Here is a 14,726-nt window from a genome sequence, read left to right as displayed (position 1 = left end):
TTCAGGCGGGCCATAAGGCCATGGCGGAGCGGGCAATGCTCAGCAAGATTTCACGGCTCGCGCCATCGCGGGCCTGAATCGACATCCCCTGCTGAATACTGACATAGAGGCGCGTCAGCGCCTCGACATCCACCGAACCGGGCAAATCACCCTGTTTTTGCGCCTGCTCCAGCCGCGTTTTTAACAGGGAAAAACCCGCAGCACGCATGCGACGCACCAGGTCGCCCAGCCTGTCATTACCTTCGCTGCCTACCGCCGAGAGCGTGACCATACAACCGTGCGGCATATCGGTCTGCGTCAGCATGTCGGCAGAACGCTCCAGCCACAGCCACACCGCCTGACGCGGCGACGGTTCGCTGGTCATATGCCCCCAGATAGCCGGCGCAACGGACTGCTCGTAGTGCAGCAATACCTCTTCGTATAAATCCTCTTTACTGCCAAACGCCGCATACAGACTGGGAGATTTAATGCCCATCGCCTCATATAAATCGTTCATGGACGTGGCGGTATAGCCCTTCTGCCAGAAGATTTTCATCGCCTGGTTCAGCGCTTCTGTACGGTCAAACTCGCGTGGTCTTCCACGGCTCATGGTGGCCTCCAACATTTTGTGCTGATCGATATATTAATACCATTGACGGCCACAGGGAAGTGCGTTTACTGTAATTATGTATCGATCAACACATAATTAATTCAGGAGTCACCATGTCATCTTCACTTTCCGGTAAACGCGCGCTGGTTACAGGCGCAAGTCGTGGTTTAGGTAAAGCCATCGCCCTGTCATTAGCCCGCGCAGGGGCAGATGTGGCGATAACGTTTGAAAAGTCAGTCGAAAAAGCACAGGCCGTGGCCGATGACATTCGCGCGCTCGGGCGCAATGGGGTCGCCATTCAGGCCGACAGCGCAAGTCCGCAGGCCATTCGTGCAGCGGTCGCTCAGTCGGTTGAGAAACTGGGCGGGCTGGATATTCTGGTGAATAACGCGGGGATAGCGCGCGGTGGGCCGCTGGAAGCGATGTCCGATGAAGATATCGATGCGTTAATCAATGTGAATATTCGCGGCGTGGTCATTGCTACCCAGGCGGCGATTGCTCATCTGCCGGACGGCGGGCGCATTATCAACATCGGCAGTTGTCTCGCCAACCATGTCCCGCTGCAAGGAATTGCCGTTTACTCGATGACCAAATCCGCTCTCAACTCGTTAACCCGTGGGCTGGCGCGCGATCTTGGTCCGCGTGGCATTACCGTCAATCTGGTGCACCCTGGCCCCACTGACAGTGACATGAACCCGGCGGATGGCGAAGGCGCTGAAACCCAGCGTCAATTGATTGCGCTTGGACATTACGGTAAAGCAGAAGATATCGCCGATGCGGTGACTTTCCTGGCAAGCCCGGCGGCAAAACACATCACCGGAACCGGGATTGATGTGGATGGCGGCCTCAACGCCTGAGGATCAGGCCGACCTCTGCCACCCGGCAGAGGTAACGCAATATCAAAAGCGGCCCGTGAAGAACGGGCCGGCGTTTATGACAGTAAACAGGAACAGGGGGAGGGTTAACAGCACTTCGCCCCGCCTTTGCCCCCGTAACGAGCCTCTTGCCGCTCGCGGAAAAACTCTTCATAGGTCATCGGCGTCTGATCAGGATGAGTGATACGCATATGCTCAACGTAGTTGTCATAGTCCGGCACGCCGATCATCATTTTGGCGGCCTGGCCTAAGTATTTGCCTGCTTTAGAAAGGGTGTCGAACATATTTCATCTCTCGTTACCCCTCTCCCACAGGGAGAGGGAACGTTGACACCCTCTCCCTGTGGGAGAGGGCCGGGGTGAGGGCAAAGGTTAATGTGCGCTTTTTGCCTGAGTCACTATCTCATCAAGATTTTCCGGCATGGGCTCATACGGACGCTCTTGTGACGTCGGCTTGTCGATTTTCAGCGACGCCAGCGCCGTTTTCACCGAGTAGAACGCCAGCACCACAACCACCACCATAAAGAAAATGGTCAGCCCGGCATCCAGACGGTTGTTAAACACCAACTGGGAAAGCTGTGACTGGGTGTACTGTGCCGGAATAGTACCACTGTCGATCATCGCCTGGAACTTATTAGCAATCGCCAGGAAGCCGACTTTATTGTCCGGGCTGAACGCTTTCTGCCAGCCGGCGGTGAGGGTACAAATCAGCAGCCAGGCCGTGGGCAACAGGGCCACCCATGCGTAACGCTGACGTTTCATCTTGAACAGTACAACCGCGCAGAGCATCAACGCCATGCCCGCCAGCATCTGGTTAGCAATACCGAACAGCGGCCAAAGTGTGTTGATGCCGCCCAACGGATCGACCACCCCCTGATGGAGGAAGTAACCCCAGGCCAGTACGCAGAGCGCGGTTGCAATCAGGTTTGCCGGTAACGAGTCGGTGCGTTTCAGGTTCGGTGAAATCACCCCCAGCAAGTCCTGTAGCATAAAGCGTGCGGCACGGGTACCGGCATCCACCGCCGTCAGAATAAACAGCGCTTCAAACAGAATCGCGAAGTGATACCAGAACGACACATCCATCATGCCGCCCAGCGCGCCGTGCAGGATATAGGCCATCCCCACCGCCAGCGTTGGCGCACCGCCCGCACGGGAGATAATCGACTGCTCGCCCACCTCCGTGGCAATCTGTTTCAGCGTGTCCGGGGTAATGCTAAAGCCCCAGCCGCTGACCACCTGCGCGGCAGAGGCCACCACATCGGTCGTCCCGGCAGGTGCCAGTACCGCCATCGGGCTGTTCATCGCAAAGTAGACGCCCGGGTCGATGATACAGGCCGACACCAGCGCCATAATGGCCACGAACGACTCCATCAGCATACCGCCGTAACCGATAAAGCAGGCCTGCCCTTCGTTCGCCAACATTTTCGGCGTGGTGCCAGAGGAGATCAGCGCATGGAAGCCCGACACCGCACCGCACGCGATGGTGATAAACAGGAACGGGAACAGGTTGCCGGTCCAGACCGGGCCGGTGCCATCAACGAATTTCGTCAGTGCAGGCATGGTCAGGGTCGGGCGCATGATCAGAATGCCGATCGCCAGGCCGATGATAGTGCCAATTTTCAGGAAGGTAGAAAGGTAATCACGCGGTGCCAGCAGCAGCCAGACCGGCAGTACGGCGGCCACAAAGCCGTAGCCCACCAGCATCCAGGTCAACTGTACCCCGGTGAAATCAAAGAACGGGGCCCAGGTCGGGCTTTCCGCCACCCATCCGCCGGAGATAATCGCGAAAATCAGGAAAAACAGGCCAATGACGGAGACTTCACCAATGCGCCCAGGACGCAGGTAGCGGATGTAGATCCCCATGAAAATCGCCAGTGGAATGGTAAAGGCAACGGTGTAGGTCCCCCACGGACTGTGGGTCAGTGCTTTCACCACGATCATCGCCAGCACCGCCAGGATGATCACCATGATCATAAAGGTCGCCACCAGTGCGATAACCCCAGCCGTTGGCCCCATCTCCTCTTTGACCAACTCACCCAATGAACGTCCATCACGGCGGGTCGAGACGAACAGCACCATAAAGTCCTGTACCGCCCCGGCAAGCACCACCCCGGCGAGGATCCAGATCATCCCCGGCAGATAGCCCATCTGGGCTGCCAGCACCGGACCCACCAGCGGCCCTGCCCCGGCGATTGCCGCAAAGTGGTGACCAAACAACACTTTTTTATCCGTCGGGACATAATCGAGCCCGTCGTTGTATTTCACGGCGGGCGTTATGCGACCCGGATCGACGGCCAGCACGTTTTTGGCGATATATAAACCATAAAAACGGTAGGCAATCAGATAGATACAAACTGCGGCAACGACTATCCACAAGGCGTTGATCTGCTCACCGCGGTTAAGCGCGATGTAGCCAAGAGCAAACGCCCCGACAACGGAGAGCAATGCCCAAATAAGGTATTTCCCTGAGTTATTCATAGCGATTATCCGTTTGCGAAAGAGGAGAATGTTACATTTTGTTTCTAGAACACTTTGCGTGTTTTAACAACATTGAAACATTGGAATTTCGCTATCAATCCGGGCATTTATTTCAGTGTGCTACGGGGATCACTTATAGGACGTATTTGAATGAGTATGGGGGGAGAAGAATGAGAGGAGGAAGCGGGTTTGGATTTGGGAGAAGGGTGCGGCCTGTTCCCCTCACCCCGGCCCTCTCCCCAAAGGGGCGAGGGAGAAAACCTGCTCCAGTCCACTTCAGGTCATGATTAGGACAAGGGGCAATCTCGCTACCCGATCACCGCAGTGCTTAAACGGCAGGTACAGCAGCGCCGTCCCTGCTCGTCAAACACCACAATCTCCCAGCTTTGATTTTGACGGCCCAGATGCAACGGCTGGCAGACGGCACGTACTTTACCCTGCGACACCGCACGGTGATGGGTGGCATTAAGCTCCGTCCCCACCACACACTGACCATCGACAGTCATCATATAGCCGGCCATCGACCCCAGCGTTTCCGCCAGCGCGGCGGAAGCCCCACCGTGCAGCAAACCAAAAGGTTGATATGTGCGGGCATCCACCGGCATTTCGGCTTCCAGCACATCATCACCCACACGGGTATAGACAATCCCTAAATGGCCGACCAGCGTGCGGACACTTGTGGCATTGAGTTCATCAAGCGTTAAACGGCGCTTCCAGATCATTTATGCCCCCAGCGTCGAGCCGCCATCCACCACGATATCCTGTAGCGTGATGTGGCTGGCATAGTCAGACGCCAGAAACAGAATGGTACTGGCGACTTCTTCCGGGCGGGCAATCTTCCCCAGCGGGATACCCAGCTTGAACTGTTCGCCAAAGCCGGCGATACGCTTCTGTTCCGCATCGCTGCTGGTCCACAAAGTACGCTGCATATCGGTATCGGTAGAGCCAGGTGAGACCAGATTCGCCCGCACGCCGCTGGCGGCCAGCTCCAGCCCCACCGTCAGCGCCAGACTTTTCAGCGCCGCTTTCGACGCGCCGTAAGCGCTCATGCCGATTCGCGGTGTGTGCGCGGCATCGGAGGCCACGGTGACAATCGCACCGCCCCGCTGCTGGCGAAACTGCGCCATGGTCGCCTGAAACAGGTTAAACGCCCCGCCAACGTTGACGGCAAAAGTCTGCTGCCACGCATCCTGCGAAAGCGCATCCGTTGCCCCCATACGCAAAATGCCCGCCGCGTTGACCAGCACATCCAGCCGCGCATTCCGCGCCAACACACGAGAGCAGACCCGCGAGACCTGTTCTGCATCGGCAATGTCCAGTATCTCGGTGGTAAAAGGGTAGTGTTCACCGTCAAAAGCCTGGTCAAACCCCGTTACCTGCGCGCCCGCGTCAGTAAACGCCAGCGCCGTGGCGTAACCGATGCCTTTTCCGGCTCCGGTCACCCAGACGGTCTTCCCTGAAAAATCCATCAGTTGACCTCGCGAGAGAGCAGCGCCCACCAGGCATCGATGGTCGGGTTTTTCGCCAGCATCACAAAATCGATATCGCCATGCACTTTGCGCCAGCGCGCCGCCAGCGCCATCATGCGTACGGAATCCAGCCCGTAATCAATCAGATTTTCATCATCGTAAGGCTCGTCAGATTCATCCAGCAGCGGCAGGATCAATGCGCGCAGCGCCGCTTTGCTGGCGGGCACCGGAAGTAACGCCTCGGTCATCACCACACGCCCGGAGCGGCCCGCCACGTATTTCAGCGACATCATATGCTCTTCGCGGCTGAAATCCGCCAACGCATCGGCCACCATAAAGGGCTTGATATCGCGCATAAAGGCATCAGTGGCAGTCGTCATACAACCGATATGGGCGTATACGCCCGTTATGATGAGCTGATTACGCCCGGTCTCTTTCAGCATCTGCTCCAGCGGCGAACGGTGAAAGGCGCTGTAACGCCACTTCACCAGCACCGTATCGGCTTCGTCCGGGGCAAGCGCCGCCACAATCCGTTGCTGCTCTGGCGAGCGGGTCAACCCCGGCCCCCACATATCGTTGAGTAGCGCGCGATCGTCATCACTCTGCTCTTTTGGCTGAGCGGTGTAATAAACCGGGATATTGTGCTGCTTACAGAACTGGCGCAGCGCGGCGATATTAGCAACCACCTTTTCCATCATCGGGCAATTATCGCCCCAGAAATTGAGGAAATACTCCTGCATATCATGAATCAGCAAGGCGGCGCGGTCAGGTTCAAAGGCCCACTGCACTTTGTTATCCGGGATATCATTCGCGGTTGGCAGTGCGTAGCCGGTCAGTTTGGGAATGGCCATCTTTTCTCCTCGTTACGCCTGGGCGCGTTCTGCCAGCGTCTGGCGTAATTGTTTCTTATCCACTTTGCCTACCGGGGTCAGCGGCAGTGCCGCCAGGCATTCAACGCGGTCCGGTAGTTTGAAATCCGCCACACCCTGTTCACGCAGGAAACGACGGATCTCCACCGCCCGTACCGGATGTTTGACCACCAGATACGCGCAGCTTTTTTCCCCCAGCAGGCTGTCTTCCATGCTGACCAGCGCGGCGTGGATCACCGCCTCGTGGCGCAGCAGTAAATTTTCAATCTCTTCGGCGGCAATCTTCTCGCCCCCCCGGTTGATCTGATCTTTCTCGCGCCCCTGCACGGTGATGTAACCCGCGTCATCAATAGAAATCAGGTCGCCGGAGCAGTAGAAGCCATTGGCATCAAAGGCGCTGGCATTATGTTCCGGGCTATTGAAGTAGCCCCGAAAGGTATACGGCCCGCGCGTCATCAGGCGCCCCACTTCACCACGCGGCAGCGGATGACCGTTTTCATCGGCCACCCAGACTTCATCGTCCGGGCACATCGGGCGGCCCTGGGTGTTGAAAATGCGCTCCGGGGTGTCGTCCAGCGCGGTGTAATTCACCAACCCTTCCGCCATGCCGAAGACCTGCTGTAACTGGCAGCCCATCTCCTCGGGAATGCGTGCCGCCAGCGTGGCAGACAGACGCGCGCCCCCCACCTGTAGCAGCCTGAGCGAAGCCAGTTGCCCCTTGTCGGCCCCTTCGGCAATCGCCTGTAACCACAGGCTGACCGCAGGCGGTACCAGCGACGTAACGTTGACGCGGTGTTTTTCGATGAGCGGGAAGCAGAGCGTGGCGCTGGGATCATTCGCCAGCACTACGCAGCCGCCCGCCAACAGCACCCCCAGCGAGCCTGGGGAGCTCAGCGCATAGTTGTGGGCGGCGGGTAGTGCGTTGAGGTAACGGGTATCTGCTGTAATCCCGCAGATTTCGTTGCTACGGCGGATGCTGTAGTAATAGTCATTATGGGTACGAGGGATCAGCTTCGGCGTGCCGGTACTGCCGCCAGAAAGCTGGAAGAAGGCCACTTCATCGGCCGGCGTCGGCGTGGCGATAAAGGTATCTGCCGGGCACTCAATCGCCGCCGTCAGCGACTTCTCACCGCGGTCATTAAGAAATAGCGACACGCGCACCGACGCATGTTCGGCGGTGAAATCCTGCCAGAACTGATCGGTCGCAAAGAGCGCATGCGCACGGTCGGCAATCAGCAATGCCGGTTTGATCTGCACGGCATAGGCGTTAAGCTCCGTGCGTTGGTGGCTGAACAACGCATTCACCGGGGCAACGCCGATTTTGAGCAGCGCAAAGAAGGTAATGTAAAACTCAGCCACATTGCCAAGCTGTACCAACGCCGTTTCGCCGCGCTGAATACCCTGCGCCTGTAACGCGCTTGCCAGATTGTCAGAAGCCTGATGAAGCTGCCGGTAGCTAAAACTGCGCTCACCCTCGATTACGGCCACCGCGTCACTTTGCGCATGGCGGGTCAGTATGTCGGTCATCGGCACATCCAGCCAGTAACCTTTTTCACGGTAGCGCGTGGCGAATTCATCCGGCCAGGGGGTAAAAGGAATGGTCATCATCGCTCCTTAATGCAGGCCAAAAACGTTCAGCATGGTGGACAACTTGACGCCGGTTTCGCGCCACTCCGCCGCCGGTGAAGACGCAGGGACAATGCCCGCACCGGCAAATAACCGAACGCGGTTTTCGTGAATGCGCGCACAGCGGATAGTCACGACCCACTCGCCGTTACCTTCGGCGTCGCACCAGCCGACAATGCCGCCAAACAGTTCACGCTCAAAGGGTTCTAACCCGGCAATCAGCGTTTTCGCCACCTGATGCGGAAAACCGCTCAGTGCAGGCGTGGGATGTAACAAACAGGCGAGCGTCAGGGCGTTTTCACCCGGTAGCGCGGTTCCCTCAATCGGCGTCGCCAGATGCCATAGCGTCGGGGTGGTAACCAGTTGCGGGGAATCCGGCAGACTCAAGGCGCGGCTGCGCGGCGCCAGTAAGGCTTTCATCGCCTGAGTGACCAGTTCATGTTCATGACGGTCTTTTTCCGAGGCCAGCAGTCTGTTGCCCGCTTCGCGATCCAGCATGTCATCCGGCTGACGTCGCGCCGAGCCGGCCAGCGGCAGAGAGCTAAATTGATCACCCTCTTTACGCAGCAACAGTTCCGGGCTTGCGCCCAGTAACACATCTCCTTGCGCCAGCGGAACATGAAAGTTAAAGCTCGCCGGGTTTTGGGCTATCAGGCGCTCCAGCAGGATGCCGCTGTCGAGGTGCGCATCGGTGGCAATATCAATCAGCCGCGAGAGGACTATTTTGTCCACCTCCGGTGTGGCGGTCAGCGCGGCCCCACGGGCAACCATATCCATAAAGACATCCTGCGGCGGAATTTCCGTACGTCTGGTGACGTCAGGCATGTCGTGCCCGGAGAAATAGCGGGAGGAGCGCTGCTTAGACGGGCGCGAAAAGGTCTGCCAGGAAGCGGGAATAAACAGTTCAGACGGCTGGGTAGTATCGAAAGGGATGGCCCCCACAACCACCGGATTGGCAATGCCCCGCGTTTTAGCATCGGCAAAAGCCTGCGCCAGTTTCCGTTGAAACGCGCTGTCCGGGCTATCCCCTTCCACCGCCGGTTCACTGATACGGGCAAAACAACCCGATGTCATAAAACTGCGAAACGGCGACATAAAGAAGAACTGGTCCGACGCCAGGGTTTTCGCAGCCTGTTGTACATCCTCAGCCAATGACGTATCCATATCATCCTCCAAAAATGATAAATATATTACGAATGATTATCATTTGAATTTTGGTTCGGTAAGCTAAAGGTAATGACCCGACATGTCAACTGGTGCGCCCAACTCCCTTGCGACTAACGCTTGCATCCATCACGCGCAATGATGAAAATGAGAAGCATTAACTTCAACAAAAACAGGATGTGACTTCGTGAGACTCCCTTTCTTTTGCCGCAAGGCCCTTATCATGTTGGGTATTTTTGTTTTCGGACTTTCCGCAGCGACCGCCGCCGACTGGCCACGTCAGGTGACGGATAGCAAAGGCAGCCATACACTCGACCACAAACCTCTGCGTATTGTCTCCACCAGCGTGACGCTAACGGGTTCTCTGCTGGCTATCGATGCCCCGGTTGTCGCCAGCGGCGCTACAACACCGAACAACCGATTCGCCGACGATCAGGGCTTTTTACGCCAGTGGGGCGAAGTGGCGAAATCGCGTAACGTCGCGCGTATTTATATTGGCGAGCCGAATGCCGAAGCCGTTGCCGCCCAGATGCCGGATCTGATTCTGATCAGCGCCACCGGCGGTGACTCTGCGTTATCGCTTTACGATCAGCTCTCGACCATTGCGCCGACCCTGGTCATCAATTACGACGATAAAAGCTGGCAGGCCCTGCTTAGCCAACTGGGTGAAATCACCGGCCAGGAAAAACAGGCCGCTGCCCGTATTGCTGAGTTCGATAAGCAAATGGCCGATGTTAAAGCGCGCATAAAATTGCCGCCGCAGCCGGTTAATGCGCTGGTTTATACGCCGGCGGCGCACAGTGCGAATCTGTGGACCACGGAGTCCGCCCAGGGCAAGCTTCTGCAACAACTGGGTTTTGCGCTCGCACCGCTGCCGGAAGGATTGCAGACGTTGCAAAGCCAGGGTAAACGCCATGACATCGTGCAACTGGGCGGTGAAAATCTGGCGGCCGGTCTGAACGGCGAAGCGCTGTTCCTGTTCGCCAGCGATCAAAAAGATGCTGACGCGCTGAATGCCAACCCGCTGCTTGCCCATCTGAACGCGGTTCAGAACAAGCGTGTTTATGCGCTGGGGGCCGAAACGTTCCGTCTCGATTACTACAGTGCAACGCGGGTATTAGCGCGGCTGTCCGCGCTTTTTGGCTAATACACCCTCCCGGCTGGCGCTTCGCTTAGCCGGGCTACGTTCACGACAGAATCGTTTTCCAGCCGCGTAGCCCGGATCAGGCACCTGCGCCGCCATCCGGGGAAGCCAGCGGAATCTGGCGAAACCGACGCAATTCGCGCAACGTCAGCACCAGCATCACACCCACCATCGCCAGCACAAAACCACTGCTACTCGCCGAGGCCGCTGGCGTCATCACAACCCCAAGCCCGCCCAGGACTGCCGCGCCAATCGCATCGCCCGTGACGTTTTGCGCCGTCCACAGACCGTTGATACGCCCCAGCATCGCTTCCGGCGTTTGCGTTTGAATCAACGTGTACTGCAACAGTGAACTGATCGCACTCAGCCAGCCAAACAGGGCCAGAAACGCCGCGCCCAGCACCCAGTAAGGCATCAGGCTGAATAACCCAATAGCAACAAACGCCCCCACGCTACTGCCCAACATCAACAGGCCCGGACGCGGATGTTGCGCCAGCCGCCCACTGGTTAACGCGCCTGTCGCCGCGCCAAGCGGGATTGCCGCATACAGCACGCCAATTTGCGCCGCCGGGATGCGCCACTCAACGGCCAGTGCGGGATACAGCACGCGCACGGCGCTGGCCATGGTCAACAAGCCCCCCAGCAGCGCGATACCGCCAATCAGCGGGCTATTGAACAAAAAACGCACACCCGCCACCAGCGAAGACAGCGGGTGTTCACGCGGCTGTGGCGGAGGCGGCAACACAGGCAAATTCAGTAATGGCAACAGGGTGATAAAGGTCCCTGCCGCCGCCAGCCCGTAATTCCAGGCCACCCCGCCCGTTGCCAGCAACAGACCGCCGCACATCGGGGAAATCACCGAGCCCAGGCGCACCGTCAGCATGGTGATCGCCCCGGCCTGCATTAAATTCTCACGCCCGACCAGCGCCGGGGTTGCCGCCAGCAGCGCGGTCACGCCGAGGGATGCGAAAAAACCGTCCCATAAACCGAGCAAATAAATCGCCAGCAGGGACGGTTCCGGCAACTGCGTGTTAAGCCACAGGCCGATAAAACCCATGCCGCAGGTGCCTCGCGCCAGCAGAATCAATTTTTTGCGTTCATAACGGTCGGCCAGAACGCCGCCCGTCATCAATCCAACGAACATCGCGCCGCCGGTCAGGGTAACGGACAGGCCCACCTGCCAGCTTGAACCGGTCATCGCCTGAATCTGTACCGGGACGGCAACGCCCAGCAAACCCAGCGATAATATTGAGATGAAACGGGCAAGAAACACGGCACGAAAGGCCGGATGCGTCTTCAGAAGGCTTACATTCAGCAGCCGGGATTGTTGGTTCATTACAACGCCTTAAGGCAATCTTTTTTTATCCATTCCAGGGCGTGCATGGTAACATAAGCAAACAAGATCGATAACGATAATTACTATCATTATCAAGTCAGGAATGTTTTATGTCGCTTCCTCGTTCCTCGAGGCGTGCTCTCACGCTTTTCGGGCTATTGATACTGCTTATTGTGGCAATGGCGCTCAGTATGCTGGTCGGTGCTAAAACGGTACCCGCCAGCGTGATTGTTGATGCGCTGACAGGCACCTGCCAGAGCGCAGACTGCACCATTATTCGCGACGCACGCTTGCCTCGCACCCTGGCCGGATTACTCGCGGGCGGCGCACTGGGCCTGGCGGGCGCGCTGATGCAAACCCTCACCCGCAACCCGCTGGCCGACCCGGGCCTGCTGGGCGTAAATGCCGGGGCCAGTTTCGCAATTGTCCTGGGTGCGGCCTTGTTTGGCGCCGCCTCCCCCGTTGAACAACTGGCGCTGGCCTTTGGTGGCGCACTGGTAGCTTCGCTGATCGTGGCCTTTACTGGCAGCCAGGGCGGAGGGCAACTGAGCCCGGTACGTCTGACGCTGGCGGGTGTGGCGCTGGCCGCCGTGCTCGAAGGGCTTTCCAGCGGCATTTCGCTACTCAACGCAGATGTCTACGATCAATTGCGCTTCTGGCAGGCCGGATCACTGGATATTCGCACCCTGCAAACAGTGAAAATTGTGCTTCTGCCGGTGCTATTGGCTGCAAGTATTGCGCTCCTCTCCAGCCGGGCGCTGAACAGTCTCAATCTGGGCAGCGATACCGCGACTGCGCTCGGCAGCAAAGTGGCGCGCACGCAGCTTTCTGGTCTGCTGGCCATCACCGTACTTTGCGGTAGCGCGACCGCAGTAGTCGGCCCCATCGCCTTTATCGGGCTGATGATGCCGCACCTTTCGCGCTGGCTGGTGGGGGCCGATCACCGCTGGTCGCTGCCGGTGACCCTCATCGCCACCCCTGCCCTGTTGCTGTTTGCCGATATTATTGGCCGTCTGCTGGTGCCGGGTGAGCTGCGCGTGTCAATTGTTAGCGCTTTTATTGGCGCACCGGTTCTGATTATCCTGGTTCGCCGCACGCGCGGAGGTGGCCTGTGACCGCCCCGTCCCGTCGTCTGATCATCAGTTGTCTGCTGATGCTGCTGGCAAGCCTGGCCTTTGCCCTCTGGGGTCTGCGCAGCGGTGCGGTGATGCTCGATAGCAGCCAGGTCATTAATGCGCTCACCGGGAGTGCGCCGCGCGCCATGCAGCTTGTGGTCATCGAATGGCGGCTACCCCGCGTTCTGATGGCGCTGCTGATCGGTGCCGCGCTGGGCGTCAGCGGCGCTATCTTCCAGTCGCTGATGCGAAACCCGTTAGGCAGCCCGGATGTAATGGGCTTTAACACCGGGGCATGGAGTGGCGTGCTGGTGGCAATGGTGTTTTTTGGCCAGCATCTGACGGCGATTACGCTCGCCGCTATGGCGGGCGGCATTCTGACCTCGTTCATCGTCTGGTCGCTGGCGTGGCGCAACGGCATTGAAACCTTCCGCCTGATTATTGTCGGCATCGGCGTACGGGCGATGTTGATGGCTTTTAACACCTGGCTGATTTTACAGGCCTCGCTGGAAACCTCGCTTACTGCCGGGCTGTGGAATGCGGGGTCGCTTAATGGTTTGACCTGGGCCAAAACCTTCCCCTCTGCGCCGTTTATTCTGCTGATGTTTATCGGCGCAGCATTGCTTTCCCGCCGTATGCGGCTGCTGGAGATGGGGGATGACAGCGCCTGCGCCCTTGGCGTGAGCGTGGAGCGTTCGCGGCTGCTGCTGATGCTGGTGGCCGTTGTGCTGACCGCCTCGGCCACGGCACTTGCCGGGCCTATCTCATTTATCGCGCTCGTCGCGCCGCATATTGCCCGGCGCATCAGCGCCACCACACGCTGGGGCCTTGCACAGTCGGCCCTCTGCGGTGCCCTTCTGCTGCTTGCCGCGGACATTTGCGCACAACGGCTGTTTATCCCTTATCAGTTGCCGGTGGGCGTCGTCACCGTCAGCATTGGCGGTATCTACCTTATCGCCTTGTTAATTCAGGAGTCCCGCAAGAAATGATCGATACTCAGGCCCGTTTGCATGGCGAACAGTTAACCCTGGGCTACGGTAAGAAAGTTGTCGCCAGAGACCTGAGCGTTTCGATTCCCGATGGCCACTTCACGGCGATTATTGGGCCGAACGGCTGCGGGAAATCGACGCTGCTGCGCACCCTGAGCCGCCTGATGACGCCAGAGAAAGGCCATGTTTATCTGGACGGCGAGCAGATCCAGCGTTTTGCCAGCAAAGAGGTGGCGCGACGTGTCGGGCTGCTGGCGCAAAATGCCACTACGCCTGGTGACATCACCGTTCAGGAGCTGGTCGCCCGTGGCCGCTATCCGCACCAGCCGCTGTTTACCCGCTGGCGTCAGGAGGATGAGCAGGCAGTCGTCCGCGCCATGCGCGCCACCGGGGTGGACACGCTGGCGTTGCAGAGTGTGGACACGCTCTCCGGCGGACAGCGGCAGCGCGCGTGGATAGCAATGGTGCTGGCGCAAGAGACCTCGATCATGCTGCTTGATGAGCCGACCACCTGGCTTGATATCAGCTATCAGATTGATCTGCTGGAGTTGCTCAGTGAGTTAAACCGCGAGCAGGGATATACGCTGGCGGCGGTGCTGCATGATTTGAATCAGGCCTGTCGCTACGCTACCCATTTGATTGCCCTGCGAGACGGCAAGATTGTGGCGCAAGGCGCGCCGAAAGAGATTGTGACCGCAGAACTTATCGAAGCGGTGTACGGTTTGCGCTGTATGATTATTGACGATCCGATCGCCGGTACGCCGCTGGTGGTGCCGCTGGGACGACGTTCGCTCTGATGCTGTCCCGGATGCGGTACAACCGCCTTATCCGGGCGACCACCGGTTTTCTCCCTCTCCCCTGGAGCTGAGGAATCCCCACAAAAATGCGAGCACGAACAGTCCCCTCTCCTCTTTGGGGAGAGGGTTAGGGTGAGGGGGAAATGCGGCTCAGGAGGCGGGTTCCGTTCACCTTATGTTCATGGCGAAATGTCACCTTCGGACACGTGAACGGGTAAAGGGGAACACCGCGTTCCCCTTTACAATCCCCGCGGCCCCGCAAAGAAATCGGTGCTT

Annotated in this window: 14 protein-coding genes; 5 read left to right on the top strand and 9 right to left on the bottom strand. The window is 58.4% G+C overall.

Going from position 1 to position 14,726, the window contains the following annotated elements; all coding sequences use genetic code 11:
- Window position 1: 1 nt before the first annotated feature.
- A complete protein-coding gene (locus ABIB59_RS10745; RefSeq protein WP_334750103.1) occupies window positions 2-589 on the bottom strand; it encodes a TetR/AcrR family transcriptional regulator in 588 nt (195 codons plus the stop codon).
- A 113-nt stretch (window positions 590-702) separates the two neighbouring features.
- Here ABIB59_RS10745 and ABIB59_RS10740 point away from each other — a divergent pair, with 113 nt between their 5' ends.
- Window positions 703-1,446: an SDR family NAD(P)-dependent oxidoreductase gene (locus ABIB59_RS10740; RefSeq protein ID WP_041852180.1), complete on the top strand. Its 744-nt coding sequence runs from the start codon at window positions 703-705 to the stop codon at window positions 1,444-1,446.
- A gap of 104 nt (window positions 1,447-1,550) precedes the next feature.
- On the opposite strand, the gene ABIB59_RS10735 is transcribed toward ABIB59_RS10740, so the two are convergent.
- The 7 genes from ABIB59_RS10735 to entC form a co-directional block, all read right to left on the bottom strand.
- Window positions 1,551-1,748 (bottom strand): YbdD/YjiX family protein, encoded by a 198-nt coding sequence (locus tag ABIB59_RS10735; RefSeq protein WP_041852181.1) that lies wholly within the window; start codon window positions 1,746-1,748, stop codon window positions 1,551-1,553.
- Between the two features lie 87 nt (window positions 1,749-1,835).
- Window positions 1,836-3,941: a pyruvate/proton symporter CstA gene (gene cstA / locus ABIB59_RS10730; RefSeq protein ID WP_079498414.1), complete on the bottom strand. Its 2,106-nt coding sequence runs from the start codon at window positions 3,939-3,941 to the stop codon at window positions 1,836-1,838.
- Between the two features lie 308 nt (window positions 3,942-4,249).
- Entirely contained in the window at window positions 4,250-4,663 is a 414-nt protein-coding gene (gene entH, locus ABIB59_RS10725) for a proofreading thioesterase EntH (protein WP_354035374.1), read from the bottom strand.
- Window positions 4,664-5,410, bottom strand: coding sequence for a 2,3-dihydro-2,3-dihydroxybenzoate dehydrogenase EntA (gene entA / locus ABIB59_RS10720; protein WP_354035372.1), 747 nt, complete (start codon window positions 5,408-5,410; stop codon window positions 4,664-4,666).
- Complete coding sequence (locus tag ABIB59_RS10715) at window positions 5,410-6,261, bottom strand: isochorismatase (RefSeq protein WP_041852185.1); 852 nt, start codon at window positions 6,259-6,261, stop codon at window positions 5,410-5,412. The genes entA and ABIB59_RS10715 overlap by 1 nt, the downstream gene beginning before the upstream one ends.
- Window positions 6,262-6,273: 12 nt before the next feature.
- Complete coding sequence (entE, locus tag ABIB59_RS10710) at window positions 6,274-7,884, bottom strand: (2,3-dihydroxybenzoyl)adenylate synthase EntE (RefSeq protein WP_165159745.1); 1,611 nt, start codon at window positions 7,882-7,884, stop codon at window positions 6,274-6,276.
- Window positions 7,885-7,893: 9 nt separating this feature from the next.
- Window positions 7,894-9,069, bottom strand: a complete 1,176-nt coding sequence (gene entC, locus ABIB59_RS10705) for an isochorismate synthase EntC (protein WP_107224720.1) — start codon at window positions 9,067-9,069, stop codon at window positions 7,894-7,896.
- A gap of 187 nt (window positions 9,070-9,256) precedes the next feature.
- Between entC and fepB the strand changes: the two genes are divergently transcribed.
- Complete coding sequence (fepB, locus tag ABIB59_RS10700; protein ID WP_125125122.1) at window positions 9,257-10,216, top strand: Fe2+-enterobactin ABC transporter substrate-binding protein; 960 nt, start codon at window positions 9,257-9,259, stop codon at window positions 10,214-10,216.
- A gap of 76 nt (window positions 10,217-10,292) precedes the next feature.
- On the opposite strand, the gene entS is transcribed toward fepB, so the two are convergent.
- The gene (gene entS / locus ABIB59_RS10695) at window positions 10,293-11,549 is read right to left on the bottom strand and encodes an enterobactin transporter EntS (RefSeq protein WP_354035369.1); all 1,257 of its coding nucleotides are present in this window, start codon (window positions 11,547-11,549) and stop codon (window positions 10,293-10,295) included.
- 110 nt (window positions 11,550-11,659) lie between these two features.
- Between entS and fepD the strand changes: the two genes are divergently transcribed.
- Genes fepD through fepC form a run of 3 tightly spaced genes read left to right on the top strand, consistent with a single transcriptional unit; the run spans window position 11,660 to window position 14,450 of the window.
- On the top strand, window positions 11,660-12,664 hold the full coding sequence (fepD, locus tag ABIB59_RS10690) for a Fe(3+)-siderophore ABC transporter permease (RefSeq protein WP_169039731.1): 1,005 nt from the start codon (window positions 11,660-11,662) through the stop codon (window positions 12,662-12,664).
- Window positions 12,665-12,702: 38 nt separating this feature from the next.
- Window positions 12,703-13,653 (top strand): iron-enterobactin ABC transporter permease, encoded by a 951-nt coding sequence (fepG, locus tag ABIB59_RS10685; protein WP_232034437.1) that lies wholly within the window; start codon window positions 12,703-12,705, stop codon window positions 13,651-13,653.
- Window positions 13,650-14,450: an iron-enterobactin ABC transporter ATP-binding protein gene (gene fepC / locus ABIB59_RS10680; protein WP_354035367.1), complete on the top strand. Its 801-nt coding sequence runs from the start codon at window positions 13,650-13,652 to the stop codon at window positions 14,448-14,450. Before fepG ends, fepC begins: the two co-directional genes overlap by 4 nt.
- Window positions 14,451-14,726 lie beyond the last annotated feature (276 nt).

It is taken from the genome of Citrobacter sp. UYEF32 (assembly GCF_040546205.1).
GTDB lineage: Bacteria > Pseudomonadota > Gammaproteobacteria > Enterobacterales > Enterobacteriaceae > Phytobacter > Phytobacter diazotrophicus.
The sequence above is the reverse complement of the archived record's forward strand: the minus strand, read 5'-3'. Positions and strand labels throughout refer to the sequence as shown.